Source organism: Sphingosinicella xenopeptidilytica, assembly GCF_042676985.1.
In the GTDB taxonomy this organism is placed as follows: domain Bacteria; phylum Pseudomonadota; class Alphaproteobacteria; order Sphingomonadales; family Sphingomonadaceae; genus Sphingosinicella; species Sphingosinicella xenopeptidilytica.
In genome coordinates, this window is the sequence record NZ_JBHTIK010000015.1 from 258,309 (window position 1) to 283,594 (window position 25,286).

A 25,286-nucleotide genomic window follows, 5' to 3' on the forward strand; every position below is an offset into this window, starting at 1 on the left:
AAGCAGGAGTGACGTCATGGGTACATTTTCGCCAGCCATCCTGAAGGGCAAGGTCGCCTTCGTTGCCGGGGGATCGAGCGGCATCAACCTCGGCATCGCGCACGGGCTTGCCGAGGCAGGCGCGCGCGTTGCCATCATCAGCCGCAAGATCGAGAAGGTCGAAGCCGCCGTCGCCGAGCTTCGCGGCGCCGGGCATGAGGCCATGGGCTCCGCCGCCGACGTGCGCGACTACGCCGCCGTCGAAGCCGCGCTCGCCACCGTTCACGAGGCATGGGGCGAGATCGACATCGTGATTTCGGGCGCCGCCGGGAACTTCCTCGCGCCAGCCGCTGCGATGTCGGCGAACGCGTTCCGTACGGTCGTGGACATCGACCTCATCGGCACGTTCCACGTGCTGCGCGCCGCCTACGCGTTCCTGCGTAAGCCCGGCGCGTCGGTCATTTCGATCACCGCCGGGCAGGCGGTGAACCCCACCGCCTTCCAGTCGCACGTCTGCGCCGCGAAGGCGGGCATCAACATGCTGACCAGATGCCTCGCGCTCGAATGGGGTCCGGCAGGCGTGCGCGTCAACGCAATCGCGCCGGGGCCGATCCGCGATACCGAGGGCATGGCGCGTCTGACGCCCACGCCCGAAGCGGAAGCCGCGCTGAAGCGCATGATTCCGCTCGGCGATTATGGCGAGAAGCGCGACATCGCCGACCTTTCGGTGTTCCTGTCCAGCGAAAGCGCGAAGTACATCACCGGCGCGATCCTCGACTGCGACGGCGGCTCCTCGATGACGATCCGCGGCCTGATCGACATGACTCAATGACCGAGGGGCTGCGCGTCGAAACCGATGCGGGTGTGACGACGATCACGCTCGCCCGCCCGGAAAAGAAGAACGCGATCACCGATGCGATGTACGGCGGCATCGCCGCCGCGCTGAGCGCCGCAGCCACCGATGAGGCCGTGCGCGCCGTGGTGATCGCCGGAGACGGCGCGGACTTCTGCGCGGGCAACGACATCTCGATGTTCGCGGACGGACGGGACGCGGTGTCGTCCTCGAACGTCGGTCCGTTTCTCGAAGCGCTCACCGGCTTTCCGAAACCGATCGTGGCTGCCGTCACCGGCCGCGCGATCGGCGTCGGCGTCACCATGCTGCTGCACTGCGACCTTGTCTATGTCGCGCACGACGCGACGCTGGTCACGCCCTTCATCGACCTCGGGCTGGTGCCCGAAGCGGGTTCCGGCCGACTGCTCCCCGAACGCATTGGCCACGTGCGCGCGTTCGCGCTGTTCGCGCTCGGCGAGCGCCTGAGCGGCGACGAAGCCGCCGCGCTCGGCCTCGCGAACCGCGCGCTTGCCGCAGACGCAGTGCTGCCGGCAGCGATGGCGGCAGCACGCGCACTTGCCGAAAAGCCCGCCTCCGCAATCGCGGCCACCAAGCGACTGATGCGCGACGCCGATGCCTTGCGCGCCGCGCTTTCGGCGGACCGCGAGGCGTTCCTCCGGCAACTCGAAACCCCGGAAGCCGCCGCGGCCTTCGCCGCCTTCGCCGCGCGCAAGGCGCCGCGATGACTGCTGCCGCTGAGGTCGTGTTCACGTCGGCGGAGGGCGGACGCCTCGTCGGTACGCGCATGGGCCCCGAAACCGGCCCGCTCGTCCTGCTGCTGCACGGCGGCGGCCAGACCCGTCACGCGTGGGCGCGCGCCGCGATCCGGCTGGCGGAGGAAGGCTACCACGTCGTCCGCTACGACGCGCGCGGCCACGGCGACAGTGACTGGTCGGCGACGACGGACTATTCGATGACCGCGCACGGCGCCGATCTGCTCGCGGTGCTGCGCGCGCTCGGGCGCCCGGCGGCACTCGTCGGTGCGTCGATGGGCGGCATCGCATCGCTGCTCGCCGCCGCCGAAGCGCCCGAGTGCGCGCGGGCCTTGGTGCTGGTCGATATCGTCCCGGGGTTTGCCGCCAAGGGCGTCGAGCGCGTGCGCGCGTTTATGCGAGCGAACCCCGAAGGCTTCGCCTCGCTCGACGAGGCGGCCGCCGCCGTTCGCGCCTACAATCCGGCGCGCGCCGCGAAGAACCCCGAAGGCCTGATGCGCAATCTCCGCAAGGGTGACGACGGCCGTCTGCGCTGGCACTGGGACCCGCAGGTGATCGGCAAGAAGCCCGATCCCGGCCTCACCGAGATGCTATCCGCCAAACTCGCCAGCCTCCCCATTACACTGCCGCTGCTGCTGGTGGCGGGCGCAGACAGCGATGTGGTGGATGCCGAGGCGCTCGAGCGCTTCCGCGCGCAGGCACCGCACGCCGAAACCGTCGCCATCGCGCGCGCCGGGCACATGGTCGCGGGCGATCGCAACGACGCCTTCGGCGACACCATCGCCGCCTTCCTGAAGCGCACCATAAGGCGCTAGACCGCGGGCGCGGCGTTGTACGCTTTCTTGAGCGCGCCGCGATCGATCTTCAGCGTCGCGCTGCGCGGAATCTCGTCGATGATCGCCATGTGTTTCGGCTGCTTGAAGCGCGCGAGCTTGCCGTCGGCGTGCGCGAGCAGCATCTCGAGCGTCACAGTCGCGCCCGCCTCCGGCTCGATGATCGCCATGCCGACCTCACCCCAGCGATCGTCAGGCACCGCGATCACCGCAACCTCCTTCACCCCCGGCATCCCGGCAAGCACCAGCTCGACCTCGGCTGGATAGATATTCTCGCCGCCTGATCGATACACCTCGCGCAGCCGGTCGACGATGTAGAGTCGCCCCGCCTCGTCCTTCCGCGCGCAGTCGCCGGTACGGAACCAGTCGCCGCTGAAATAGTCCTCGCGCGGGCGGTTCCAGTAGCCGGGCGTGATCGCCGGGCCGCGCGTCCAGATCTCGCCGACCTCGCCGTCCGGAACGTCGTTCCCGTCCGCATCGACAAGGCGGAGTTCGGTGCCGGACATCACCGTGCCCGAGCAGTTCTTCAGCGCGAGTTCACGCCCCTGTTCAAGTACCGTGACGAGCGGCCCCTGCTCGGTCGATCCATAGGAGAGCTGCAGGAAGAAACCGCGATCCTGCCATGTCTGGTGCACCCACACGGTTTTCGGCCCCCAGCCCCCGAACAGCGCGGTGCGCAGCGCAGGAAACGTCGCATTGGCGAATTCGGGAAGCGCCGTGACGAGCTCATACATCTGCAGCACACCGCACATGTGCGTGATACCGACCTTCGGGTCCGTCAGCAGACGCAGCGTCTCCGCAGGATCGAAACGCCGCGTCGTCGTCACCTGCCCGCCCCAGTAGAGCGCCGGGTTCGAATAGGTGTTGAGCGCGCCCGCGTGGAACAGCGGCACGATGTTGAGGTGATTGACGCCGCGCTCCGAGAGGCGCGAGGTCTGCGCCGCATTCAGCGCGTGGTGCTTCAGCGTGCCCTGGCTGCACAGCGCACCCTTGGGCAGCCCCGTGGTGCCGGAGGTGTAGAGGATGTGCGTGATCGTATCCTCATCGTGGCTGCCCCCGGGCATAGTGCCGGACGCCCCTGCAATAAGCGCATCATAGGGACTCTCAGCGATCGCATCAGACCAGAGCAGGCGCGGGCCAATGCCGACCGTGTCGGCAACCGCATCGCCGGTTTCGCGCCATGCCGTATCGTAGATCATCAGCTTCGGCGCCGCATCCTTCGCCAGCGTCACCATCTCGCCTACCGCGAGGCGCCAGCTCATCGGTACGAGGATCAGCCCGGCGCGCATACAGGCGAATTGCAGCTCGAAGATGCGGATGTCGTTTTCCGCGATCATCGCCACGCGGTCCTGCGGCTTCAGACCGAAATGCTCGCGCAGCAGGAAGGCGAGACGGCCGACACGGTCTTGGAGTTCGCCCCACGTTTCGGTGACGCCGCGCGCGATGTCGGTCAGCGCGGGCGCATTCGGCCTGCACGATGCGTGATAGGCGACCCAGTCGTGGACCCAAGGCTTCATTTTCCGCTCTCCTCACCCACTTTTCTTATGAAGATTTCCTGCGCGACCGAGGCGACGAGCGTCCCTGCCCGGTCGAAAAACCGCCCCGTCGTGAAGCCGCGCCCGTCTGCGGCTCGCGAGGATTCCTGCACGTGCAGCAGCCATTCGTCGGCGCGTACCGGCGCGTGCAGCCATATGGCGTGGTCGAGCGACGCGCCGAAATAGCCGCGTCCGGCGATCAGGTCTTCCCAGCGGATCGGGTGCTGCACGGTAACGGCGTCCGCCATCGTGATGTCGCTTGCATAGACGAACAGCGCCGTGTGCAGCAGCGGGTCATCAGGCAGCCGTTCGTCGACGCGCATCCAGATGCGATGATGACCGTCTCCGATTGCCGGGTCCCACGGGCGCTGATCGACATGCCGCACGTCGACGGGCCACGGCACCCCGGCGTTCACCGGGAGTTCCGCCCCGTGCATCTCCATCAATTCGATGTCGCGCGAGGGCACGCTTTCCGGGTCCGGCGCATCGGGCATCCGCCACTGGTGCGTCATGCCTTCGCTTGGCGCCGCGAACGAGAAGGTAACGAGCGTCACCGTCTTTCCGGCCTGCTCGGCACGCACCTGCCGGACGGAAAAGCCTCGTGTATCGCGCAGCCGTTCGACGCTGTAGGAGACCGCGAGCGAAGGGTCGCCGAGGCGAAGGAAATAGCAGTGCATCGAGTGCATCACGCGGCCTTCGGCAACGGTTGCCGCAGCCGCCATCAGCGCTTCAGCGAGCAAGTGTCCGCCGTAGATGCGGTCGAACACGCTGTCGCCCACGGGAACCTCGAAGCGGTCATTCCCCACGGGCACGATCTGGCCGATGCGCGCGATGAGCCTGCGCAGCGATGCGGCGCGATCCTGCCGGGCATTTTCGGTGCGTGCGAGGTCTTCAGCCATGCCTTATCCGCCGCAAAACCTGCTCCTCACTTGCTATCATCGCGCGATCCTATAATCAAACATTGTATTGTTTTTAGGCAGGAGGTTTACCCCCAATGATTGAAACGTGCACCGACACCGCGCTGCCTGCGGACACGGCGGCTCTGAAGCGGCTGGTGACGGCACGGCATAGCTGCCGTGCGTTCAAGTCCGCGCCCGTTCCGCGCGCCGATATCGAAACGATGCTCGGCATCGCGCAGCAGTCCGCATCGTGGTGCAATTCGCAGCCGTGGCAGGCAATCGTCACCGAAGGCGAGGCGACGAACCGGTTCCGCGATGCGCTTTATGCCTATGCCGCGTCGAACGCGTGGTCGGATCAGGCGAACCGGCCCGAAGCTCCGGACTTTACGTTCCCCAAGCAGTATGTCGGCATTTACAAGCAGCGCCAGCGCGAGACCGGCTGGGCGCTCTACGAGAGCGTCGGCATCGCCTACGGCGACCGCGCCGCGTCGGGCAAGCAGATGCTCGAAAACTTCCGCCTGTTCGGCGCGCCGCACGTGATGATCGTCACCAGCGAGGACGATCTCGGCGTCTACGGCGCCATCGATTGCGGGGCCTATGTGGCGCATGTGATGCTCGCCGCGCAAAGTCTCGGCATCGCCACGATCGCGCAGGCGGCGCTCGCCGGATGCGCAAACTTCATCCGGGACTGGTTCGATATCCCGCCGCACCGCAGGATCGTCTGCGGCATCTCGTTCGGCTATGCGGACCCCGATCATCCGGCGAACAGCTTCCGCACGACACGCGCGGCGATCGGCGATGTCGCACATTTCGTAAGCTAGGCCCGCGCCAGCGCAGCCGCGCCGCGACCGGCGATGCGGCCGAAGATGATGGCGTTGCTGATATAGTTGCCGCCGCCGATGTAGCGTTCGCCGAGCACACCGCCCGCCGTCTCCCCCGCCGCATAGAGGCCGGGGATCACGGCCTGGTCGGCGCGGAGCACGCGCGCGTCGGGATCGATGCGAAGCCCCGCCGATGTCGCGCCATAGCTCGCCGCGTGAACCTCCGCCGCGTAGAACGGCGGCGTCTCGATGGTGCTGAGCGGGCCTTTCTTAAAGAACCGGCTGTCGCCGCCCGCGCGCACGTCCGCGTTGTACGCGGTGACCGTGCCTTCAAGGCCGGCGGCATCGATTCCGGCCTTCGCGGCGAGTTCGGCAAGGCTGCCCGCGACGATCACGCGGCCCTTCTCCGCCTCCTCGGCGAGCCGGTCGCACGAATAGGCATAGTCGCCGACGCCGAGCTTGTCTGCGAACGGATGCCGCGAGGGCGAGGCGGCGCGCGTCGGCTCGTCGAACACCGCGAAGCAAACGCGCCCCGGCTGGTCCTCGATCATGTGCCCGGCGATGCAATAGGGCCACGTCTCGTCCATGAACCGCTGCCCGTCCCGATTGACGAACACCAGCCACGGCGGATGGAAATCGGCAACATCGCGCGAAAAGCCCGGCGAGGCATTGACCATCAGGCGCCCCTTGCCCGCGATATCTGCGCCCGCCGCGCGGCCCATCAGCAACCCGTCGCCCCGGCTCGTCTCGGAGCCGAAGTAGAACGACCAGCGTTCGTCCTGTGCGGCAACCTCCGGATTGAGTTCGGCAAGCAGCGCACGGTTGGCACCGTAACCGCCGGTTGCGAGCACCACGGCGCCCGCACGCATCTCGCCGCCCTGCGCCGAAACACCCACGACGCGGTCATCTTCAACGAGCAACGATTCGACGCGCACGCCCGAATGGATGCCGACGCCGCGCGCGGACGCCGCGCCCAGCAGATGCTCGAACAGCACCGCGCCCGATCCGTGCGTGTGGTGCCCGCGCGGCGTGTCGTCGACGCCGGAGATATAGAGTCTATCGACCGGGAATTCGACACCAAGCCCGATCAGCCATTCGAGCGTCGGCGCCGACTCCTCACAGAAGCGGCGGATCAGCCAAGGCTCCAGCTTCCACTGGTTGAAGGTCATGATGTAGCGGAACATGCGCTCGGCATCGTCCGCGATGCCTGCCGCGCGCTGGATGCTCGTCCCCGCCGCGTAGAACACGCCGCCCGAGAGCGCCGTCGAACCGCCGGGCCGTTTCCCGGCTTCGAGCACCGTCACCGATGCGCCGTTGTTGGCCGCCTCGATCGCCGCGGCCATGCCGGCCCCGCCCGCGCCAACGACAATCACATCGCAGTCCCGCATCCGTTCCCTCCCCATGCGTTTTCTAATCGTGCGCGATCAGCAGCCGTGCCGGGTGTTCAAGGAGGTCGACGATCGCCGCGAGGAACCGCGCCGCCGCCGCGCCGTCGATGGCGCGGTGATCGCACGAGAGCGTCAGCGTCACCTCCTGCACCGCTCTCGGCTGGCCGTCGGCGCCAAGACGGAACGCCACATGCGGCGCACCGACGCCGAGCATGAAGGTCTGATCGGGATCGATAATTGGCGCCAATGCGCGCACCCCGAACATGCCGACATTCGAGATACCAAGCGCGGCTTCGCCCATGTCCGCAGCGCCGAGCCGCCCGGTCCGCGCGCGTTCGATCGCGGCATCAAGGTCGAGCGCGAGCGCATGGATGCCACCGCGCACCGCCACCACCGGTGCCATCACACCACCCGGCGCATCGACCGCAATGCCGATGCCGACCCCGACAAGCGGCACCGCTTGCCCATCCCGCCACACAACGTTCGCCTCGGGCATCAGCTTCAGTGCCCGCGCCGCAGCGCCGGCGAGGAAGGCGGTGACGCTGAGCTTGCCCGGCGCCGCCGGGTCGGCATTGAGATCAGCCCGAAGCGCAATAAGCGCGTCGAACACCGCGTCGGCGGTGAGATAGAAATGCGGAACCTCGGCCTTGCTGCGGCTGACGCGCGCGGCGATCAGCCCGCGCATGTCACGCGCCTTGGGCAAGGGTTTCGCCGAAGCCGGCTTTCCCGCGAGCGACGCCCGAACATCGTCGGCCTGAATACGTCCGCGCGGACCGCTCCCGGCGATATCCGCAAGCGCAATCCTGCCGCGTTCGGCAAGGCGACGCGCGAAGGGCGTCGCACGGATGCGGCTGCCGTTTTGCACAACCGGAAGCGGAGCAGGTGTGGTTGGAGCGGCTGGCGGCGTATCGGCAACGGGAACCGCCCCCTGCCCCGGCCCGGTCCACAGTGCGACAGGCACGCCGACATCCACCGTCTCGCCCGCCGCGACGAGCACCTGCGTGATCCGCCCGGCGGCGGGCGCTTCGATCTCGTTGCTGATCTTGTCGGTCTCGACGACGAACAGCACCTGCCCCTCGGCGACCTCGTCGCCCGGTGCCACGAGCCACTCGGCGATCAGCCCCTCGGACATGGTGAGCCCGAGCTTTGGCATGACGATCGGCGCCTCAGCCATAGGTCGCCCGCACGGCTTCGACGATGCGCTCGGCGTTCGGCAGGTACTCCACCTCGAGCGTACGCCCGAATGGCACCGGCATGAACGCGCCGCCGACGCGGACGATCGGCCCGTCGAGTTCGTCGAACCCGACCTGCGCCATGCGCGCCGCGATCTCCGCCCCCACGCCGAATGCCTCCACCGCCTCGTGCGCCACGACCAGCCGGTGCGTGCGCGACAGCGATTCGAGCACCGCTGCCTCGTCCCACGGCTGCAGCGTGCGCAGGTCGATCACCTCGGCCTCGATGCCCTCCGCCGCGAGCGTTTCAGCGGCGGCAAACGCCTTGTGGACGAGTGCGCCGTACGTGACGATCGTCACATCCCGCCCCGCCCTTGCAACACGCGCCTTGCCGAGCGGCACGGCCTCCGGCTCGGCCGAGAGCGTGCCCTTCATCGGGTAGAGCGACTTGTTCTCGACGAAGATCACCGGGTTCGGATCGTCGATCGCACTCCTCAGCAGCGCATAGGCATCGTCGAGCGTCGCCGGGCACACGACCTTGAGGCCGGGGATATGCGCAAACCACGCCTCCAGGCACTGCGAATGCTGCGGCCCGGCGTTGAGCCCGCCACCGTGCTGCGTACGGATGACAAGCGGCACGGCGCCCTGCCCGCCGAACATGAAGTGCAGCTTCGCCGCCTGGTTGACGATCGCGTCCATCGCGAAGGCGACGAAATCCATGAACATGATCTCGACGACCGGTTTGAACCCGCCGATCGCGAGACCCACCGCCATGCCCGTGATCGCATTCTCGGCGATCGGCATGTCGATCACGCGGTCCGCGCCGTAGCGGTCCTGAAGTCCGCGCGTCACCGCGAAGGTGCCGCCCGCCTTTCCGATGTCCTCGCCGAGCAGCACCACCGACGGGTCGCTTGCCAGCGCATCGTCGAGCGCACGGTTCACGGCATGGGCGAAACGCTGCTCGCTCATCGCCGAATCTCCGCCGCATAGACCTCTTCGGCAGCCGATTGCAGCGTCGGCTCTTCCGAAAGCCGCGCCGCCTCGACAGCGGCAAACACCTCGGCCCGAATGGTTTCCGCAAGATCGTCGAGTTCGCCGCCCGAAACCCCGCGCTCTTCAAGCAGCATACGCGTCACCGCGAGCGGATCGATCGCATCTGCCGCGTCTGTTCGATAACGCTGCGCATCGCCCTCGTAATGGCCGCGCACGCGCGTCGTGAAGAATTCGAGCACGATCGGTCGGCTTTCGCGACGCACCGTCGCGATCGCCTCGGCAGCAAGTGCGGCGACGCCCTCCACCTTCGTCCCATCGATGCCGTGGTATTCGATGCCGTAGGCCGCCGCGAGCTTTTCGAGCGTGAAGACGATCTGCGTCGAGGTCGGGCTGAACTCGGACCAGCCGTTGTTCTCGCAAGCGAAGATCATCGGGATGCCCTTCAGCGCCGCGATGTTCAGGCATTCGTGGATCACGCCCTCGGCGAGCGCGCCATCTCCGAAGAACGAGACCGCGGCACCGTCCCCGCCGCGCAGCTTCTGCGCGAGCCCGCTGCCGACAGCGATGGCGATGCCGCCGCCGACGATACCGTTCGCGCCAAGCATCCCCACCGAAAGATCGGCGACATGCATACTGCCGCCGCGCCCCTTGCACGCACCGTCCGCCTTGCCCATCAGCTCCCGGAAGAAGCCGTCGAGGCTGAGGCCCTTGGCGAGCGCGTGGCCATGGCCGCGGTGCGTGGAGGCGATCGTGTCGTCCGTGCGCAGCGATGCCATCACGCCGACGCTCACGGCTTCCTGCCCGTCGCTCAAATGAATGAAGCCGGGAATCGCGCCTTCGGCGAAAAGCGCCCCGCAGCTTTTCTCCGCCTCGCGGATCAGCAGCATCCGCCGGTAAAGCTCGATCAGCTCCGGCGTCTGCTCATTGCGGCCACGCACGGCCTCGACAGCCCTGTTCAATCCGGTTCCTCCCCGCAACGATGTCGCCGACGCAGACGCCGGCAACACACTCAAGCCTCGGCCGTGATTATTCCGCGGCTTGCGGCAGCGGCTTCGGGTCGGGCTTGTACTTGGGCTTCGTCGAACGGATGAACGGCCCCTCGTAGTCGGGCTGCGTCGGCGGCGTGTCGTCCACGAGGATTTCGAGGGCGTACTTCGTGTCCTCGGCGTTGATCGGCCGCGTGTCGTAAGTCCATTCGACGAGGTTGCCGTCCGGGTCGAACGTATAGATCGAACGGATGAACTCGTGGTCGGTCTGCGAGACGTGGTAGCCGTTGTCGAGCCAGCGCTGCTTGCGCTCTTCAAGCTCGTCGTTGCCGCCGTTGCAGTTGAACGCGAAGTGATTGATCCAGCGCGGCAGGCCAAGGCCGGTGGAAATCGCGCTCCGCCACTCGTCGGCGTTGATCTGCACACCTTCGATGCCGCGCAGATCCCACAGCGCCATCGTCTGCCCGTCGCCGATGTCGTAGAACATATGCTTGGTCCAGCCGCCGCCCGGCGCCTGGCGCTTCACGCCCGCAACGAGCGGGAAACCCATCACCTCGGTATAGAAATAGTGGGCCGCCTCGAAGTTCTTCGTCGCGATCGCAAAATGGTGAATCATCTCTGAAAATCCTCCCGCCTGACCGGCTTTTCATATCCAGCACATCTCTTGTCGGCGCTTAACCTAACATCGACAGAATTTATGAGCAACGGCTTTGTGTCACCCTGATGCAGAGACAAGCGCGTTCAACGGACTTTCTGCGTTCAGGCGCACAATCACGTGCAAAATGCGTCTTGCATCCTGAAACATACACTGTAAGAGAAATCCAACGACAAAGCAGGAGCGTGGTATGCAAATAGGGCTCATGTCCTTGGGGGACATCATCGACGATCCGGTGACGGGGACGCCATTCTCCGCGGCCGAGCGCTACAAGATGACGATCGAGGCCGCCGTGGTCGGCGACCGTGTCGGCATCCAGGGCTATTACATCGGTGAGCACCACGGCATCGACTACACGTTCTCCTCGCCCGCCGTCGTGCTGGCGGCGATCGCGGAGCGCACCACGCGCCTCCGGCTCGGAACGGCGGTCGCCCTTGCCGCCAACCTCGATACGCTGCGCATGGCGGAGGATTATGCGACCGTAGACGTGATCTCGGGCGGACGCCTTGAGCTTGTCACCGGGCGCGGAAATTTCTTCGAGCGCACCTACGATCTCTTCGGGCAGGACGCCGCCGAGTCGGCACCGCGCTTCGCCGAGGCCATGGAGCTGCTCTGCAAGCTCTGGCCGGGCGAGCCCGTACACTGGAGCGGCCAGTATCGCCCGCCGATCACCGGCCAGTATCTGCAGCCGACACCGCCGAAGCGCGACCCGCTGCCGTTCTGGGTTGGCGGCGGCAGTTCGCCCGCCACCGCGCAGCTCGCCGGTCGCCTCGGCCTCGCGCTGATGCTGCCGAGCGCGTTCGGCCGCCCGGACAAGTTCATCGAGGTCGCCAACATCTATCGCGAGGCCTTCGCCGCCGCCGGACACAAGCACGACGCGCGCGTCGGCGCCTGCTGGCACGGCTGGGTCGGCAAGACCGATGCCTATGCCCGCGAGCGTTATGAGCCGCGCTACCGCGCCTATCACGCGTTCAACCAGGCGATGATCAAGTGCGTGCACTCGAACCCGCCCGCCTATCTCACCACGGCGTTCGACTATGATTTCCTGTCGACTCGCGGCCCCGCCATCGTCGGCGGCCCGCAGGCGTTCGCCGAGCGCTTCACCACGCTCAGCACGCTCGTCGGTGCCGATGTCAATCTCATCAAGATGGACATGGGCGGCGTTCCCCGCGAAGAATATGTCGAGATGGTCGAGATATTGGGGAGCGAAGTGATCCCGCTGCTGAACACCGAAGCGCGCGCGCCCATCGCGGCAACCGCCTGATCGTGGCCGCGCCAGCTTCCGGGCGCGGACCGCTCGCGGGCGTCCGCGTCCTCGACCTCAGCGGTCTCGGCCCGGCGCCGTTCGCAACGATGATGCTCGCCGATTTCGGTGCGCAGATCATCAGCGTGCGAAGGCCCGATCCGCAGATCTTCGATCCCGCCGTCGCCATGTCGCGCGGCAAGGACGTCATCGGGCTCGATCTGCGTTCGCCAGATGGACAGGAGGTCGCACGGCGGCTGGCGGCGAGCGCCGACGTGCTCGTCGAAGGCTTCCGCCCCGGCGTCATGGAACGGCTCGGCCTCGGCCCCGATACCATTGCCGAGATCAACCCGCGTCTCGTTTACGCGCGCCTCACCGGCTGGGGCCAGACCGGGCCCTATGCGAAGCGCGCCGGGCACGACATCAACTATCTCGCCATCTCTGGCGCGCTCGCTCAGGTCGGCGAGGATCGGCCGACGGCACCGCCGGGGCTGCTCGGCGATCTCGCCAACGGCTCCTACACGCTCATCATCGGCATCCTGCTCGCGCTGTTCGAACGGCAGCGTACGGGCCGCGGACAGGTGGTGGACGCCGCCATCGTCGACGGTGCGTCCTACATGTTGAACGCCATGTTCGGCGAGCTGGAGCTGGGCCTGTGGGACGGCAAGCTCGAACATTCGATGCTGGTCGGCACCGCGCCCTTCTACGGGGTCTACCGCTGCACCGACGAACGCTGGTTCTCGGTGGGCGCCATCGAGCAAAAGTTCTACGCGGCAATGCTGCAGATCCTCGGGCTCGATGATGTCGACGCGTCGGCCGAAGCACAGCTCGACCGTGCGAACTGGCCCGCGCTCCGCGAGCGCATCGCCGGCATCTTCAAGACACGGACGCAGGCCGAATGGACCGAACGCTTCGCGCCTATCGACGCGTGCGGCGCGCCGGTGCTGGCACTGGAACAGCTCCCCGCTGACCCGCATGTTGCCGCACGCGGCACGGTGACGGAAAAAGACGGCGTGTTCACCGCCGCCCCCTCGCCGCGCCTGTCCGCGCATCCGGACCTCGTGTCCGATTTGCCGCCGCGCCGCGTGCGCCCGGCAGAGGACGTGCTCCGCGAGGCGGGACTTGGCGAGGAAGAGATTTCGGCGCTGATCGCCGGAAAGGCCGTCTGGTCGCCCTAGCGCGAAAAAGAGCAGGGGAGGCTCTAGAATGACGGAAAAACAGAATGTCGCTTGAACACATCCTCCGTCCGATCACGATCAACGGGCTGGAGGTAAAGAACCGTATCGTGCGCGCCAGCCACGGCACCAGCTATGGCCGCGGCGTGATCAGCGACGATCTCATCGCCTATCACGAAGCGCGCGCCAAATCGGGCGTCGGCCTCAACATTCTCGAAGCGACCAACATTCATCCATCGACCTCGAACCACACCGTCGACGCTTTCGACGATTCGATCATCGACGGTTTCGCCGCGCTCGGCCGCGCCTGTTCCCGCCATGGTATGCGAACGTTCGTGCAGCTCTGGCACGGCGGCCACCGCTGGGCCCCCGCCACCGGGCAGGCACCGCTTTCCGCCTCCAACGTCCCCTGCCCGCTCGGCGCCGTGAACACGCCGTTCGCGATGACGCAGGACCAGATCGACATGGTGACCGAAGCCTTCGTCGCCGGCGCGCGCCGCGTGAAGGCGAGCGGGCTCGACGGTATCGAGCTGCACTTCGGCCACGGCTACCTCGTCCACCAGTTCCTCTGCCCGCTCACCAACCGGCGCGAGGACGATTACGGCGGCAGTCTCGAAAACCGGATGCGGTTCGGGCGCGACATGCTGCTCGCGGTGCGGGACGAGGTGGGCCGCGACTATCCCGTCGGCATCCGCCTCTCCGACTATAATGCCCCCGGTGGCCTGACACCCGAGGAGGCGGGCGAGGTCGTTCACCGGCTCTGCGAGGAAAAGCTCGTCGACCACGTCAGCGCCTCGATGGGCAGCCCCTACAGCATCTCGACGATGCTCGGCTGCATGGATCAGCCCGCTGGCTACATGCTCTCCTCGGCGCTCCCCATCGCGCGCCGCGCCAACGTGCCGACGATGATCGCCGGACGTTACCGCACGCTCGAAGAAGGCAATCAGGCGATCAAGGAGGGTGACGCCGACATGGTGAGCTTCGTGCGCGCCATGATTGCCGAACCCGACCTCGTCGCCAAAACGGTCGCCGGCCACCCGGAACGCGTGCGCCCCTGCATCGCCTGCAACCAGGGCTGCGTCGGCGGCATCCGCACGCCGCTGCAGCGGATGCTCTGCACGGTGAACCCCGTCGTAGGCCGCGAGCGCACGCTTTCCGAAGACCTGATCGTCCCGGCCACGAAGCCGCGCAAGGTCGTGATCATCGGCGGTGGTCCCGCCGGCATGGAGGCGGCGCGCGCGGCGGCACTGTGCGGTCACAAGGTCGTGCTGTTCGAAGCGCAGGCAGCGCTCGGCGGCGCCATCAACATCGCGAAACAGGCCCCGAAGCTCGCCACGATCGGCGACATCACCTACTGGTTGGAGCAGGAGATCTACCGCCTCGGCGTCGACGTGCGCCTCTCCACCTACGCCGAAGCGGACGAAGTGCTGGCGGAGACGCCCGACGACATCATCATCGCCACCGGCTCGCTCCCGCGCATGGACGGCTATCAGGTCGCCCGCCCCGAAGCGCCGATCCCCGGCTTCCATCAACCGCACGTGCTCTCCTCGTGGGACGTGTTCAACACGCCCGCCGATCGGCTCGGCAAAACCGCCGTCGTGCTCGACGATCTCGGCCATTACGAAGCGATCGCAGTCGCCGAGCACCTCATCGTGCAGGGCCTCAAGGTCACGTTCGTCACCCGGCACTCGTCGTTCGCGCCGCTGATCGAAGTGCTGGTGCGTACCAGCCCCGCGCTGCGCCGTCTGCGGCAGGGCGACTTCACGCTTCAGGTCGGCGGGCGTCTCGTTTCCATCGGCAGGGGCAGCGTGGAGGTCGGCTACCTCGACGGCGAGCAGGTGTGGGAAGCGGCGGCGGACACCGTCGTCCACGTCACCTACAACGACGCGCAGACCGATCTCTACCGCGCGCTCGGCGGCGGCACGCGCACGGCGACGCCCTATACGCTCAATCTTATCGGCGACGCGAACGCGCCGCGCGACCTGCTGATCGCCATCCGCGAAGGCCACATGGCGGGCCGCATCCAGGAGACAGTCGATGCTTGAAGGCAAGATCGCCATCGTGACCGGAGGCGCCACCGGCATCGGCGCCGCGACCTCGCGCCTGCTCGCGAAGAACGGCGCGCATGTCGTCGTCACCTCCGAACAGCCCGTTGAGAGCCTGCAACCGATCTGCGACGAGATCACCGCGTCGGGCGGATCGGCAAGCGCCTTCCGCTGCGACATCACCAGCGCCGACGCCATCGAAGCGCTTGTAGCGGAAGTGGAAGCAAGGCACGGCCGCCTCGACATCCTCGTCAACTGCGCCGGTCTCTGCGTGTTCGGCCCACTCGAAAGCGTCACGCCGAAGCAGATCGAGGCGATGTTCGCCGTGAACACCATCGGCCCCATCCTGCTCACCAAGGCGGCGCTGCCGCTGATGCGGAAGACGGGCGGCGGTTCCATCGTCAACATCGCCTCGGGCGCCGCGATGATCGGCGTCGAGGGTCTCGCGGCTTACTCCGCCAGCAAAGCCGCAATCGCGCACTTCACGCGCACCTTCGCGCCGGAGCTGCGCCGCTCCGGCATCCGCGTGAACTCGGTCGGCCCCGGCTCGGTGCGCACGCCCATGCTCGGCTTCACCGATGACGATCTCACCGAAGCCCAGCAGGCCTCGATCGAGAAGCGCGCGGCAGGCACGCGCAGCCCCTACGGCAATGCGATGATCGAGCCGCACGACATCGCGGAGGTCGTGCTGTTCCTCGCCTCGGACGCGGCACGCGCGCTGCACGGCAGCTACGTGCTCGCCGATCAGGGCTTCTCCGGCTGCATGTCGCCGCCGGGTTGACCCCTCAGGCGGCGACCGCTTTCGCCGCCGCACGCGCCGCCCGGCGGCCCGAGAACACCCCGTCCGCGAGTGACAGACCGCTGATGTAGCCGTTCGAATGGAGACCCACGGCGGTCATCCCCGCCGCATAGAGCCCGCCGATCGCCGCACCGTCTTCGCGCAGCACCGCGCCCGTGTCCTCATCCACCTTGAGCCCGCCGAGCGTCATGAACTTGGTGAGCGCATGGCGATTATCCATCGACATGTTGACCGCATAGTAGGGGCCGGATCCCAGCGGCGTGCGCAGCACCTCGGTCTTGCCCACCGCATCGGGCCGCCCGGCGGCGATATCGGCATCATGCGCAGCGATCGTCGCTGCAAGCCCCGCCGCATCCATTCCTGTCTTGCGCGCGAGCGCCGCCGCATCCCCGCCCCGCCGCGTGCCGCCGAGCACGTAGTTGATCAGCATCGGCACGCCGAAATACTTGAACCGCTGCCAGCCGCAGGTCAGCGATTCCACGATCGACTTGCGGAATTCGCGTGCCGAAACGACGAGCCACGCCTTCCCGTCCGGCTGCCGCGCAAGCTTGCCGCCGATCAGGCTGACATAGGCGTCTTCGGGCACAAACCGTTCACCCGCCTTGTTGACGAGTATGCCCTCCAGCAGCGCTTCGGGCGGCGAGATGTTGCGCGCGATGTAGATCGAATCCATCCAGCCCGTCGCACCGCCCACCGAAACGCCCATCGCGATACCGGAACCGTCGCTGCCCATTGCGGAGAGCCGGTGGCTGACATCGTAGAAGCGTGCGAAATCCGGGTCGTGTCTGGCCATCATGTCTTGGCTGAAGGCGAAGCCGCCCGTGCTGAGGATGACCCCGCCGCGCGCCCGAACGCGGACCTTGCGCCCGAACTGTGCCTCCAGCGCCGCCATCGCCTTGTATGCGCGCGCCGCCTTGCCGTGATTGTGCGGCACGTAGGGACTCGCCGAGGCGCACAGCGCCTGATGCTCGGCGTGTTTTTCGGGCGGGAGGCTGATCGCCTCGACCCCGACGACACGCCCGCCCGAAACCACAAGCGCCTGCACGCGCGTGTGCACCATCACCCCAACGCCTTCCCGCCCCAGCGCCTCCCGCAGCGCCGCGATATAGTGCGCGCCGCCGAAGCCAGGGCCCACGGCGCGGTGTCCGCGCGGGATCGGCTCGGCCTTTTCGGCAAACTCGGGCGACTTCTCGTTCCCCGAATAATAGAGATACTTGCCCTCCGGCGGATATGTGATCTTGTCGAGATAGGCATCGCCCGAATAGCGCACACCGTGCCCGATCAGCCAGTCGACATCCGCCGCACTGCCTTCGCAAAAGCGCCGCAGCGTTTCCGGGCGCACCGCATCGCCCACCTCGATCTCGAGATAGGCGAGCATCTTCTCCGCGCTGTCTTCAAAGCCCGCCTCACGCTGAAAGCGCGTGCCGCCCGCGTAGATCACGCCGCCGCTGTAGGCCGTGGTGCCGCCGCCGCCGAAGCGATCGATCAGCAGCACATCGGCGCCGCTTTCGCGGGCCTGCAGCGCCGCCGAGGCCCCGGCCCCGCCGAACCCGACGACGACCACGTCCGTCTCGGCGTCCCAGTCCACGTCCTCAGCCTTGTTGACTGTGATCGGTGTCATGCACCCTCCCCGCATTGCTCTTTGCGGAGGAGATTAAATCACTCGATGTTAGATAACAACCATCGATATCTAAGCAATCTGAAGGCCGACGCCAGAAGTTCTCGAGACTGATTTATCCATTCAGCGTGAGTTGAAGCCTTTTGGATCAGTTCAGGCTGCAACGGCCTGAACCGATCGCAATCCGGGGAAAATGCCTATGCCAGCGTGGTCACCACGGTGCGCGGCAGCGTGTATTCGAGGAGGCCGTGAACGCTGCCTTCGATGCCCAGCCCGGATTGGCGATGCCCGCCGAACGCGGCGCGCGGCGAAAGGGCCTGAAGGTCGTTGATCCAGACGGTTCCCGTGCCAAGCCGGTTCGCGACCGCCACGGCGGCCGCCTCGTTGCCCGACCACACCGATCCCGCCAGCCCGTATTCGCTTTCGTTCGCGCGCGCGACGGCCTCGTCGATATCGTCGAACCGCAACAGCGGCAGCACCGGGCCGAACTGTTCCTCGCGCACGATCCGGGAAGTCTCCGGCGGATTGTCGAGGATGGTGATCGGTATGAAATAGCCCTCTGTCCGGGCGGTGTCGCCGCCCATCAGGAAATCGTAGCCGTTCGCCTTCGCATCTTCGATCAGCGCGATCACACGGTCGTATTGCTGCTTGTTGTTGATGGGGCCGATGCCCGTGCCCTGCTCCGATCCGTCGCCGACCTTCACACCCTTCGCATATTCGACGATCGCGGCCTTCAGCGGCTCGTAGATGTCCTTGTGAATGTACATGCGCTTCGTCGCCACGCAGATCTGGCCGTTGTTGGCGAACGCCGACCAGAACAGCTTTTCCGCGACCACCTGCACGTCCACATCGGGCAGCACGATCGCCGCATCGTTGCCGCCGAGTTCCAGCGTCACGCGCTTCAGGCTGTGCGCGGCGCTTTCCATCACGCGGCGTCCGGTGGCGCTGGAGCCAGTGAAGCTCAATTTATCGATGCCGGGATGCGCGGTGAGCCACGGGCCGAGATCGTCGCCGCCGGAAACCACGTTCAGCACGCCCGGCGGCAGGATATCGCGCGCGATCTCTCCGATCTTCAGCGCGGCGAGCGGTGCGAACGGCGAGGGTTTCAGCACCATGGTGTTGCCTGCGATCAGCGCCGGGCCGATCTTGAACATCGCCAGCATCACCGGGAAGTTCCACGGCGAGATGGCGCCGACGACGCCGATCGGTACGTGGTGCGTTTCAAAGCGGCGGCCCGCATCCTCGACGACATCTACGGGCAGATCGATATCGGTGAAACCTGCAAGGAACCACGCCGCGCCCTGCACTTCGGCCATCGCCTCGGCCTGCGGCTTGCCCTGTTCGCGCGTCAACAGACGGCTGAGTGCGTCCTGATGTGCGGCGATCGCCGCCGAGAGCGCCAGGATGGCCGCGCGCCGCTCTGCGACAGGCGTTGCCGCCCATCCCGGAAACGCCGCGCGCGCCGCCGCCACCGCTGTGTCGAGTTCCGCGCGCGTGCAATCGGGTGCCGCGCCGAGCACGGCTTCCGTCGCCGGATTCAGCACCGGAAAGCGAGCTTCGCCTGCGACAGCGGCGCCGTTGATGGTCATCGTATAGGCGGCATCGAAATCCATCGGTTCCCTCCCTGTTTTAGAAGCGGACACCGACGGTCGCGCCATAAGTGCGCGGCGTGCTGACGTGATTGTAATCGTAACCGAAGCCCGCGAGCAGATCGACGCGGGAGGTGAAATAGAATTCGTTGGTAAGGTTCTTTGCCCACAGCGCCGCCGTCCAGCGTTCATCGGCGGACGTCCAGTTCAGGCTGCCGCTCAGCAGCGCATAGCCGCCCTGGCGAAGCCGCGACACGTTCATCACCTCGAAATACTGGCCGGATACGTAGCTCACATCGCCGCGCAGCCCGATCCGGCCTATGTCACCCTCGTGCAGCGTTGCGTCAAAACCACCGGAGAGCGTCAGCTTCGGTGCGTTCGGCAAGCGGTTGCCGCCCACATCGACACCGCCCACGATGCCCTTGCGAACCTTCGCATCGATGATGCCGAGCGCGCTGTTCAGCGTCAGCGCTTCGGATACGGCCATGGTGAACTCCGCCTCGCCGCCCAGAATGCGGGATTTGGGCAGGTTGACGAGAACCTGCGTGCCGATCAGCGGATCGACGTTCACATACTGCTGGTTGCGGTAGTCGTAGTAGAACGCCGCGACGTTCAGCGTCGCGCGGCGGTCCGCGAAACGTGTCTTTGCACCGATCTCGTAGGCGTTGATCTTCTCGGGCTTCGCCACGGTCAGCTCCGAAGGATCGAAAAACGCCTGCGCGTTGAAGCTGTTGGCGCGGTAGCCCCGGCTGTAGTTCGCGTAGAGGAGCTGGTCGCCGATCTGGAAATCGACGCCGATCTTCCCCGAAAGATTGTTCTTGCTGTACGCCTGCGACAGCGCGGGCACGACGTCGGTCACGAAGCCGCCGTTCGCCGCATAGGCATAGGAGCCGTGATAATCCTGCCGCCCCTTGTCGTGCGTGTAGCGCAGGCCGCCGCGCAGCTTCACGACGTCTGAAATCTCGAAGCTCATGTCGGTGTAGATGGCGTAGCTTTTCTTCAACTGATCGAAGCTGTTCGTAAATCCACAGCCGAGGATGAACCCGGCTAAGCAGTCGCCTTCGTCCAGCCCCGGCTCGCCATCGAAATCGAAGCCGAGCAGGTATTCGGGGCTGTTGCTGTTGAACACCTTCTCGCGGTTGTAATAGCCGCCGAGAATGAAATTGAACGGCCCGGCGAATTCGCTCGTCAGGCGCAGGTCCTGCGCGAACTGCGTGGCGCGGTCGGTGTAGGTGATTTCGACGAAGCGTTCGGCGGTGCCGTCGGTATCCTCCTTGAAGCGGAGGTTGCCCTTGTCCCACGAGGTCACGCTGGTGAGCGCGAGGCCGTCCGCGACATCGACCGTGCCGTTCAGCGAGACCGACCAGGTGCGTGCGTGGCGGCGGATGTCGCCGATGTTGGATTCGATCTCGCGCTTGCTAAGACCGGCGCGGTGCAAGTCTGCGGGCTGCGCATAGATGCCATAGTTGGTGGGGTTCTGCAGGCTCGTGGACGCGCGCAGCACGAAGCGCGCGCTGTCCGAAGGCGCGAACAGCAGCGACCCCCGGATGCCGTATTCGCGCACACCGTTCATGTCGGGCTGGCCGGGCGTCTGGTTCTTGAACCAGCCATCGGCGCGCGACACCGTGAAGGCGACGCGCGCGGCAAGCACGTCCGACATCGGCAGGTTGATGGCGCCGCTCGCATCGAAGCGGTTGTAGTTGCCGTAGCCGAAGTTGAGATTGCCTTCGGTCTCGCCGAGCTTCGGTGCACGGCTGATCAGGTTCACCGCGCCGCCCGAGGTGTTCTTGCCGTAAAGTGTGCCCTGCGGCCCGCGCAGCACCTCAACGCGCTCAAGGTCGTACATGGCGACGCCGAGGAACGCGAAATTGCCCTTGTAGACCTCGTCGTAATAGGTCGCGACCGGGCTCGACTGGTTGAGGCTGTAATCGAACATCGAAACGCCGCGCAGCGAGAAGATCGGCGTGTTGCTTCCAACGATCGACGACAGCTGCAGGTTCGGCACGACGGAAACGAGATCGTCCGCCCGCGTGATCTTCCGCTCGGCGAGCGCATCGCCGCCGATCGCGGACACCGAGATCGGCACCGTCTGCAGGCTTTCCGAACGCTTGGCGGCGGTGATGACGATATCCTCCGCCTGATAGTCCTGCGCCCGCGCCAGTGTTGTTCCGGAAAGTAGCATGACCGCGCCGAGAGCGATGCGGGTCTTCCCCTGTGCATTGATCATTGTTTGTTTCCTCCCTGTCCCTGTTGTTCGTTCATGCGCGCGACCACGACTGCACGCGCCGCGGCGGCGTCGGTCCGCAGCGGCCTCTTGCGCAAAGCGGCCATTTCGGCCGCCGTGTAGGGTTTGAAATCGGCAGGCATGTTCGCCGGATCAAAGGTCGCGAGCGACCAGTTGAGCAGTTCGGCGAGTTCCTTGTCGCTGAGCGGAGACAGCGCCACGCCCGGCACGCGAACCAGATATTCGCGCCCGCCCTCCACGCTCAGGAATTTGCTCATGAAGTCCTTCAGCGCCGGTGTCGAACCCACCGTCTCACCGCCATCGGGGCGGTGGCACCCCTGGCATTTCAGCATGTAGTTCGACCGCGCCCGCGCCGCGTTCTCCACGCCGACAGCGGCAACGCCCGCCGCCGTCAGTCCCCCGATCAGGCCCGCGGCAAGAAGCGCGCGCGCGATCATCGCGCGGCAGCGTCGTGAAGCGCCGCAACCGCAGACGCGCTCAATTTCCCGCCCTCCGCGCGCACCGCCGCGACTTCATCGGCGGTGAAGGCCCCTTTCCCGCCCGCGACCGTGGTGACGACATGGTTCAGCACCGCCGCAACCTCGTCATCCTTCAGCACCTGCGCGGGCATCACGCCGCGATAGGCCTTGCCCTCCACGGTGATCGGCCCGGCGAGCCCGCGCGTCACCGCAAGGATCAGGTACCGCCGCCCCTCCGCTTTACCGGCAAGCGCGCGCACGTCCGCTTTCAGTGGCGGATACGCGCCCGGCACGCCCGCGCCGGTCGGCAGGTGACACGCGGCGCAGCGCTTGTAGAGCGCCGGGCCGTCAGCGGCAGCAGCAGGCGCGGCAAACAGCGCGGCGATAATGAACGCGGTGCGGATCATTTCTGGTCGATCGCCACGCCGAGGATGATCGCGGTGGAGCAGTGGAAGATGCTGCTCTCCGTGCCGATGCACCAGTTGATGTCGTTGCTTTCCTGTGCGCGCGCCGTGGGCTTGTCGCGTTCGTTCCGCGTGCACGGGCAGCGCCCGCACGAGGTCTTCCCGCAGCAGTCGTTGTAGCTGATGATGTACGACCGATTGTCCGCCGGATTGAGGCAGGTGCCGATCCACGTGATCGGCGACATCTCCGTGCCGGGCGGGCAGGAATTCACCGTGCCGCCACAGCACGAACACAGGAACCCGTCGATCGCGCAGTAGCGCCAGTAGTCGCAGCTCGTGTTGTCGCCCGGGTCCTGCAGGTTCCCCGAATGCTGCTGCGGCAGCCCGTTCGGCCCCATCTCCGGCGTCGATGCGAGCGCGCGAGAGACCGGCAGCACGGGGATCACCGCCGCACCTGAAATCGCGCCGCCGATCATCGTCAGCAGGCTGCGGCGCGAGGTGCTCCTTGCAACGCCGCGCGTGAATTTTTCGGTCAGCTTGTCGAGCGGTCCCATGGTCATGCCTCCCGGTCGCGGCGTGTGAGATAATCCTGGATCGAGGCGACGCCGCGCTCCTTGGCTTCGAACAGGCTTTCGAGATGTTCGCGCGAATTGATGAGCCCGAGCGACGCGATGCGGCCGGCCTCGTCGATGAGCACGCCGTAAGGCAGCTTCGAAACGCCGAGGCCCCGCCCCAGCGATTCCGAAAGCACGAAGGGAAACGCCTCCAGCCCGAACGCTGCCACCATGTGGTGCTGCGCCAGTTCATCACCGTCGCTGGCGAGCACCGTGTCGAGCCATTGCGATTCCGCGCTTGCGACGGATTTCAGAACGGGCAGCAGCGATTTGCACACGGGGCAATCGGGCGCCACGAAGAACACGAGCTGCGAGCGCCCCTCCCGCCTGCCGCCCACGCGCACATTGCGGCCGTCGATCGTGGCAAGCTGCATCGCGGGCACCGCATCGCCTACGCTTACCTTCTGGTGCAGCGTTAGCGCGCCTGCGGGCGCGATCCGTTCGTGGAGAACACCCACCTGCCGCGCCAGCGCTGCGACGAGCACGCCAAGCGCGATCACCGCAACCCACAGCAGGATCTGGGAAGCGAACAGCATTTCAGTCATGACCGGCTCCGTTGGGGCGAAGGCAGCGCGGCGAGTTCGCCCGCCGCGAAGAGAAGGGCAAGAAAGGCAAGCGCCGCGAACACCGCGGCCACGTCGATGCGCGCGGCGGGCAAGGCGGCGGTTCCAAGCGCAAGCGCCGCGAGCAGAAATGGCCGTGCGATCGCGGCCACATCGACCGTCGCGGCCTGCACGCGAAGCGTGCACCCGCAATCGAACGGCGCCGCGCCGCGTATCCGCGCCGCAAACAGCGCCGCCGTGTAGACGAGCCAGAGCGCCGCGGCGGCCAGCGCCCCCGCCATGCGCCCATTTTCCGACAGCAGCGCCGCAGCGGCCAGCGCCTCGATAACCGCTGCCGACAGACTGACGACATCGCCGACCGGCGGGGTCGTGCCGGAAAGCTTCGCCGCGGCGCGCGCCATGCGCCGTCGCTGCATCAGCTTCTGCGCGGCCGCCATCGCCAGCACGCCGGCGAGAAACACCGCGACGACGGGGGAAAATATCTCCGTCATGGCAGCGCCGTCATGGTCAGCGGATTGGGCACGATATTGCCGCCCAGGCTGCGCAGCAGCTTGCCCGTGGCGACATCATAAACGTCGATAAACCCTTCCGGTCGCGCCGCCGCGAGCAGCGGCGCGCTCTGCCGCGTCACCTCGATCGAAGGCGCGGGCGTTTCCAAAACGATGCGCTGCACGCGCTTCTTCGTCGCGGGGTCGATCACCCACACTTCGGTGCCGGGGTCGTCGTGGCCGCCGTCGTGCCCGTTCGGCGTCATCAACACATAAAGCCGCCCCGCCGCGTCGGCGGTAATAAGCTGCCAGCCGCTTGGGCGCCATTCGGGCGCGGCACCCTCCACACCCTTGGTGTCGATGGCGAAGCCGCCCGCGTCGCGCGCCGCCGCGCCTGAAAGATCGAACGCCCTCAGCTTGCCGTTGTACGTGACAAACCACGCCGTCCTGCCGATCATCGCCGGCATCATCTTCATGGGGTCGGTGTCGAGCGCGTTGACCGGCTTGCTCACCTTCGTTGAAGCCGCCGTGCCATCGGCCGCCAGCACGAAGCTGACGATCGTGCCGTCGGTGCAGAGCGTCGAAAAGCCGCGCTCGCCCGTCGGATAAACCATCGAACACCCCGGCACGTCGATCTCGCTCAGCACCCTGCGGCCCACCAGATCGACGACCGTGACCGAAGACGCCGGCGTGAAGTTGAACACCAGCGCCCAACGCTCGTTGTTGGTCAGTTGAAAGCTGTTCTTGTTGGTCAGGAACTGGCCGCGCTTCGAAAGTTCGATCTCGCCTGTGGGCCGCAGCGAAGCCTTGTCCCAGATGGTGATCACATCGGTGCGCGTTCCGCGCGAAAGCCGGCTGTAATAGGTATCGCTGGTGTAGATTTCGGGGCGCGTGGAGGACACGGCGATATTGCCGAAATGCCCGATCGTTACCGTGCCCTTCAGATTGTGGTCGTCGGCGGCAAGATCGATGATCCCGCCCCGCCCATCCACCATGCTCTGGTAGTTGAAGCCATGCACGATCATCCAGCTCTGCGGATAGTGCTCCGGCAGCGCGAGCACCGAGGAGACGGCTTCCTCGGGCAGCGGATTGGGAAATTCCGTCGCTAAAGCCGGTGCCGCGCAAACCGCGAGCGCCACTGCGGCCATCACCTGTCCATATCTGAACACTGCCTGTCTC

Annotated in this window: 24 protein-coding genes; 8 read left to right on the plus strand and 16 right to left on the minus strand. The window is 66.5% G+C overall.

All coding sequences use genetic code 11. The annotated features are described in order from the left end of the window. The first annotated feature begins 16 nt into the window (after positions 1 to 16). The 3 genes from ACFQ00_RS17985 to ACFQ00_RS17995 are packed head-to-tail and all read left to right on the plus strand — an operon-like array spanning position 17 to position 2,399. The gene (locus tag ACFQ00_RS17985; protein ID WP_381494153.1) at positions 17 to 811 is read left to right on the plus strand and encodes an SDR family oxidoreductase; all 795 of its coding nucleotides are present in this window, start codon (positions 17 to 19) and stop codon (positions 809 to 811) included. Further along, complete coding sequence (locus ACFQ00_RS17990) at positions 808 to 1,557, plus strand: enoyl-CoA hydratase-related protein (protein WP_381494155.1); 750 nt, start codon at positions 808 to 810, stop codon at positions 1,555 to 1,557. The genes ACFQ00_RS17985 and ACFQ00_RS17990 overlap by 4 nt, the downstream gene beginning before the upstream one ends. Continuing rightward, positions 1,554 to 2,399, plus strand: a complete 846-nt coding sequence (locus ACFQ00_RS17995) for an alpha/beta fold hydrolase (protein ID WP_381494158.1) — start codon at positions 1,554 to 1,556, stop codon at positions 2,397 to 2,399. The genes ACFQ00_RS17990 and ACFQ00_RS17995 overlap by 4 nt, the downstream gene beginning before the upstream one ends. Here the strand turns inward: ACFQ00_RS17995 and ACFQ00_RS18000 are convergent. Together ACFQ00_RS18000 and ACFQ00_RS18005 are read right to left on the minus strand one after the other, a co-directional pair. Continuing rightward, positions 2,396 to 3,934 (minus strand): class I adenylate-forming enzyme family protein, encoded by a 1,539-nt coding sequence (locus ACFQ00_RS18000; RefSeq protein WP_381494161.1) that lies wholly within the window; start codon positions 3,932 to 3,934, stop codon positions 2,396 to 2,398. The genes ACFQ00_RS17995 and ACFQ00_RS18000 overlap by 4 nt on opposite strands. Next, positions 3,931 to 4,851 (minus strand): acyl-CoA thioesterase, encoded by a 921-nt coding sequence (locus ACFQ00_RS18005; protein ID WP_381494164.1) that lies wholly within the window; start codon positions 4,849 to 4,851, stop codon positions 3,931 to 3,933. The genes ACFQ00_RS18000 and ACFQ00_RS18005 overlap by 4 nt, the downstream gene beginning before the upstream one ends. A 95-nt stretch (positions 4,852 to 4,946) precedes the next feature. Between ACFQ00_RS18005 and ACFQ00_RS18010 the strand changes: the two genes are divergently transcribed. Then, entirely contained in the window at positions 4,947 to 5,672 is a 726-nt protein-coding gene (locus ACFQ00_RS18010) for a nitroreductase (protein WP_381494167.1), read from the plus strand. Here the strand turns inward: ACFQ00_RS18010 and ACFQ00_RS18015 are convergent. From ACFQ00_RS18015 to ACFQ00_RS18035, 5 genes are all read right to left on the minus strand, one after another. Next, positions 5,669 to 7,060, minus strand: a complete 1,392-nt coding sequence (locus ACFQ00_RS18015; protein WP_381494170.1) for an FAD-dependent oxidoreductase — start codon at positions 7,058 to 7,060, stop codon at positions 5,669 to 5,671. The two genes, ACFQ00_RS18010 and ACFQ00_RS18015, sit on opposite strands and share 4 nt — an antisense overlap. Before the next feature lie 22 nt (positions 7,061 to 7,082). Further along, positions 7,083 to 8,234, minus strand: coding sequence for a dihydrolipoamide acetyltransferase family protein (locus ACFQ00_RS18020; protein ID WP_381494173.1), 1,152 nt, complete (start codon positions 8,232 to 8,234; stop codon positions 7,083 to 7,085). Beyond that, a complete protein-coding gene (locus ACFQ00_RS18025; RefSeq protein ID WP_381494175.1) occupies positions 8,227 to 9,201 on the minus strand; it encodes an alpha-ketoacid dehydrogenase subunit beta in 975 nt (324 codons plus the stop codon). The genes ACFQ00_RS18020 and ACFQ00_RS18025 overlap by 8 nt, the downstream gene beginning before the upstream one ends. Further along, a complete protein-coding gene (locus ACFQ00_RS18030) occupies positions 9,198 to 10,184 on the minus strand; it encodes a thiamine pyrophosphate-dependent dehydrogenase E1 component subunit alpha (protein WP_381494178.1) in 987 nt (328 codons plus the stop codon). Before ACFQ00_RS18030 ends, ACFQ00_RS18025 begins: the two co-directional genes overlap by 4 nt. Positions 10,185 to 10,251: 67 nt before the next feature. After that, positions 10,252 to 10,827: a VOC family protein gene (locus ACFQ00_RS18035; protein ID WP_381494181.1), complete on the minus strand. Its 576-nt coding sequence runs from the start codon at positions 10,825 to 10,827 to the stop codon at positions 10,252 to 10,254. A 229-nt stretch (positions 10,828 to 11,056) separates the two neighbouring features. Between ACFQ00_RS18035 and ACFQ00_RS18040 the strand changes: the two genes are divergently transcribed. From ACFQ00_RS18040 to ACFQ00_RS18055, 4 genes are read left to right on the plus strand one after another with little or no spacing between them, the layout of a single operon-like run. Then, positions 11,057 to 12,130: an LLM class flavin-dependent oxidoreductase gene (locus ACFQ00_RS18040; RefSeq protein ID WP_381494184.1), complete on the plus strand. Its 1,074-nt coding sequence runs from the start codon at positions 11,057 to 11,059 to the stop codon at positions 12,128 to 12,130. A gap of 2 nt (positions 12,131 to 12,132) precedes the next feature. Then, entirely contained in the window at positions 12,133 to 13,287 is a 1,155-nt protein-coding gene (locus ACFQ00_RS18045; protein WP_381494186.1) for a CaiB/BaiF CoA transferase family protein, read from the plus strand. A 44-nt stretch (positions 13,288 to 13,331) separates the two neighbouring features. Then, complete coding sequence (locus ACFQ00_RS18050) at positions 13,332 to 15,329, plus strand: oxidoreductase (protein WP_381494189.1); 1,998 nt, start codon at positions 13,332 to 13,334, stop codon at positions 15,327 to 15,329. Continuing rightward, positions 15,322 to 16,110, plus strand: a complete 789-nt coding sequence (locus tag ACFQ00_RS18055) for an SDR family NAD(P)-dependent oxidoreductase (RefSeq protein ID WP_381494192.1) — start codon at positions 15,322 to 15,324, stop codon at positions 16,108 to 16,110. Before ACFQ00_RS18050 ends, ACFQ00_RS18055 begins: the two co-directional genes overlap by 8 nt. Before the next feature lie 4 nt (positions 16,111 to 16,114). Here ACFQ00_RS18055 and ACFQ00_RS18060 read toward each other — a convergent pair whose 3' ends face one another. The 9 genes from ACFQ00_RS18060 to ACFQ00_RS18100 all read right to left on the minus strand — a co-directional run bounded on the left by ACFQ00_RS18060 (position 16,115) and on the right by ACFQ00_RS18100 (position 25,276). Then, positions 16,115 to 17,749, minus strand: a complete 1,635-nt coding sequence (locus tag ACFQ00_RS18060; RefSeq protein ID WP_381494195.1) for an FAD-binding protein — start codon at positions 17,747 to 17,749, stop codon at positions 16,115 to 16,117. 194 nt (positions 17,750 to 17,943) lie between these two features. Next, positions 17,944 to 19,359: an aldehyde dehydrogenase family protein gene (locus ACFQ00_RS18065; RefSeq protein WP_381494198.1), complete on the minus strand. Its 1,416-nt coding sequence runs from the start codon at positions 19,357 to 19,359 to the stop codon at positions 17,944 to 17,946. A 16-nt stretch (positions 19,360 to 19,375) separates the two neighbouring features. Then, the gene (locus ACFQ00_RS18070; RefSeq protein ID WP_381494202.1) at positions 19,376 to 21,562 is read right to left on the minus strand and encodes a TonB-dependent receptor; all 2,187 of its coding nucleotides are present in this window, start codon (positions 21,560 to 21,562) and stop codon (positions 19,376 to 19,378) included. Then, positions 21,559 to 22,017, minus strand: a complete 459-nt coding sequence (locus ACFQ00_RS18075) for a c-type cytochrome (RefSeq protein WP_381494205.1) — start codon at positions 22,015 to 22,017, stop codon at positions 21,559 to 21,561. Before ACFQ00_RS18075 ends, ACFQ00_RS18070 begins: the two co-directional genes overlap by 4 nt. After that, positions 22,014 to 22,445, minus strand: coding sequence for a c-type cytochrome (locus tag ACFQ00_RS18080; protein WP_381494210.1), 432 nt, complete (start codon positions 22,443 to 22,445; stop codon positions 22,014 to 22,016). The genes ACFQ00_RS18075 and ACFQ00_RS18080 overlap by 4 nt, the downstream gene beginning before the upstream one ends. Next, positions 22,442 to 22,996, minus strand: a complete 555-nt coding sequence (locus ACFQ00_RS18085) for a methylamine dehydrogenase light chain (RefSeq protein ID WP_381494214.1) — start codon at positions 22,994 to 22,996, stop codon at positions 22,442 to 22,444. Before ACFQ00_RS18085 ends, ACFQ00_RS18080 begins: the two co-directional genes overlap by 4 nt. 2 nt (positions 22,997 to 22,998) lie before the next feature. After that, entirely contained in the window at positions 22,999 to 23,601 is a 603-nt protein-coding gene (locus ACFQ00_RS18090; RefSeq protein ID WP_381494218.1) for a redoxin family protein, read from the minus strand. Further along, a complete protein-coding gene (locus ACFQ00_RS18095) occupies positions 23,598 to 24,110 on the minus strand; it encodes a MauE/DoxX family redox-associated membrane protein (protein ID WP_381494221.1) in 513 nt (170 codons plus the stop codon). The genes ACFQ00_RS18090 and ACFQ00_RS18095 overlap by 4 nt, the downstream gene beginning before the upstream one ends. Further along, positions 24,107 to 25,276, minus strand: coding sequence for an amine dehydrogenase large subunit (locus ACFQ00_RS18100; RefSeq protein ID WP_381494224.1), 1,170 nt, complete (start codon positions 25,274 to 25,276; stop codon positions 24,107 to 24,109). The genes ACFQ00_RS18095 and ACFQ00_RS18100 overlap by 4 nt, the downstream gene beginning before the upstream one ends. Between the last annotated feature and the right edge of the window lie 10 nt (positions 25,277 to 25,286).

Excerpts from the sequence above, each read along its gene's own strand:
- ACFQ00_RS18085 (WP_381494214.1), bottom strand. The coding sequence starts at position 22,996 with ATGGGACCGCTCGACAAGCTGACCGAAAAATTCACGCGCGGCGTTGCA.
- ACFQ00_RS18000 (WP_381494161.1), bottom strand. The coding sequence starts at position 3,934 with ATGAAGCCTTGGGTCCACGACTGGGTCGCCTATCACGCATCGTGCAGG.
- ACFQ00_RS18035 (WP_381494181.1), bottom strand. The coding sequence starts at position 10,827 with ATGATTCACCATTTTGCGATCGCGACGAAGAACTTCGAGGCGGCCCAC.
- ACFQ00_RS18060 (WP_381494195.1), bottom strand. The coding sequence starts at position 17,749 with ATGACACCGATCACAGTCAACAAGGCTGAGGACGTGGACTGGGACGCC.
- ACFQ00_RS18025 (WP_381494175.1), bottom strand. The coding sequence starts at position 9,201 with ATGAGCGAGCAGCGTTTCGCCCATGCCGTGAACCGTGCGCTCGACGAT.
- ACFQ00_RS18040 (WP_381494184.1), top strand. The coding sequence starts at position 11,057 with ATGCAAATAGGGCTCATGTCCTTGGGGGACATCATCGACGATCCGGTG.
- ACFQ00_RS18095 (WP_381494221.1), bottom strand. The coding sequence starts at position 24,110 with ATGACGGAGATATTTTCCCCCGTCGTCGCGGTGTTTCTCGCCGGCGTG.
- ACFQ00_RS18015 (WP_381494170.1), bottom strand. The coding sequence starts at position 7,060 with ATGCGGGACTGCGATGTGATTGTCGTTGGCGCGGGCGGGGCCGGCATG.
- ACFQ00_RS18055 (WP_381494192.1), top strand. The coding sequence starts at position 15,322 with ATGCTTGAAGGCAAGATCGCCATCGTGACCGGAGGCGCCACCGGCATC.
- ACFQ00_RS18090 (WP_381494218.1), bottom strand. The coding sequence starts at position 23,601 with ATGACTGAAATGCTGTTCGCTTCCCAGATCCTGCTGTGGGTTGCGGTG.
- ACFQ00_RS18070 (WP_381494202.1), bottom strand. The coding sequence starts at position 21,562 with ATGATCAATGCACAGGGGAAGACCCGCATCGCTCTCGGCGCGGTCATG.
- ACFQ00_RS17985 (WP_381494153.1), top strand. The coding sequence starts at position 17 with ATGGGTACATTTTCGCCAGCCATCCTGAAGGGCAAGGTCGCCTTCGTT.
- ACFQ00_RS18005 (WP_381494164.1), bottom strand. The coding sequence starts at position 4,851 with ATGGCTGAAGACCTCGCACGCACCGAAAATGCCCGGCAGGATCGCGCC.
- ACFQ00_RS18050 (WP_381494189.1), top strand. The coding sequence starts at position 13,332 with ATGTCGCTTGAACACATCCTCCGTCCGATCACGATCAACGGGCTGGAG.
- ACFQ00_RS17995 (WP_381494158.1), top strand. The coding sequence starts at position 1,554 with ATGACTGCTGCCGCTGAGGTCGTGTTCACGTCGGCGGAGGGCGGACGC.
- ACFQ00_RS18020 (WP_381494173.1), bottom strand. The coding sequence starts at position 8,234 with ATGGCTGAGGCGCCGATCGTCATGCCAAAGCTCGGGCTCACCATGTCC.
- ACFQ00_RS17990 (WP_381494155.1), top strand. The coding sequence starts at position 808 with ATGACCGAGGGGCTGCGCGTCGAAACCGATGCGGGTGTGACGACGATC.
- ACFQ00_RS18080 (WP_381494210.1), bottom strand. The coding sequence starts at position 22,445 with ATGATCCGCACCGCGTTCATTATCGCCGCGCTGTTTGCCGCGCCTGCT.
- ACFQ00_RS18010 (WP_381494167.1), top strand. The coding sequence starts at position 4,947 with ATGATTGAAACGTGCACCGACACCGCGCTGCCTGCGGACACGGCGGCT.
- ACFQ00_RS18075 (WP_381494205.1), bottom strand. The coding sequence starts at position 22,017 with ATGATCGCGCGCGCGCTTCTTGCCGCGGGCCTGATCGGGGGACTGACG.
- ACFQ00_RS18065 (WP_381494198.1), bottom strand. The coding sequence starts at position 19,359 with ATGGATTTCGATGCCGCCTATACGATGACCATCAACGGCGCCGCTGTC.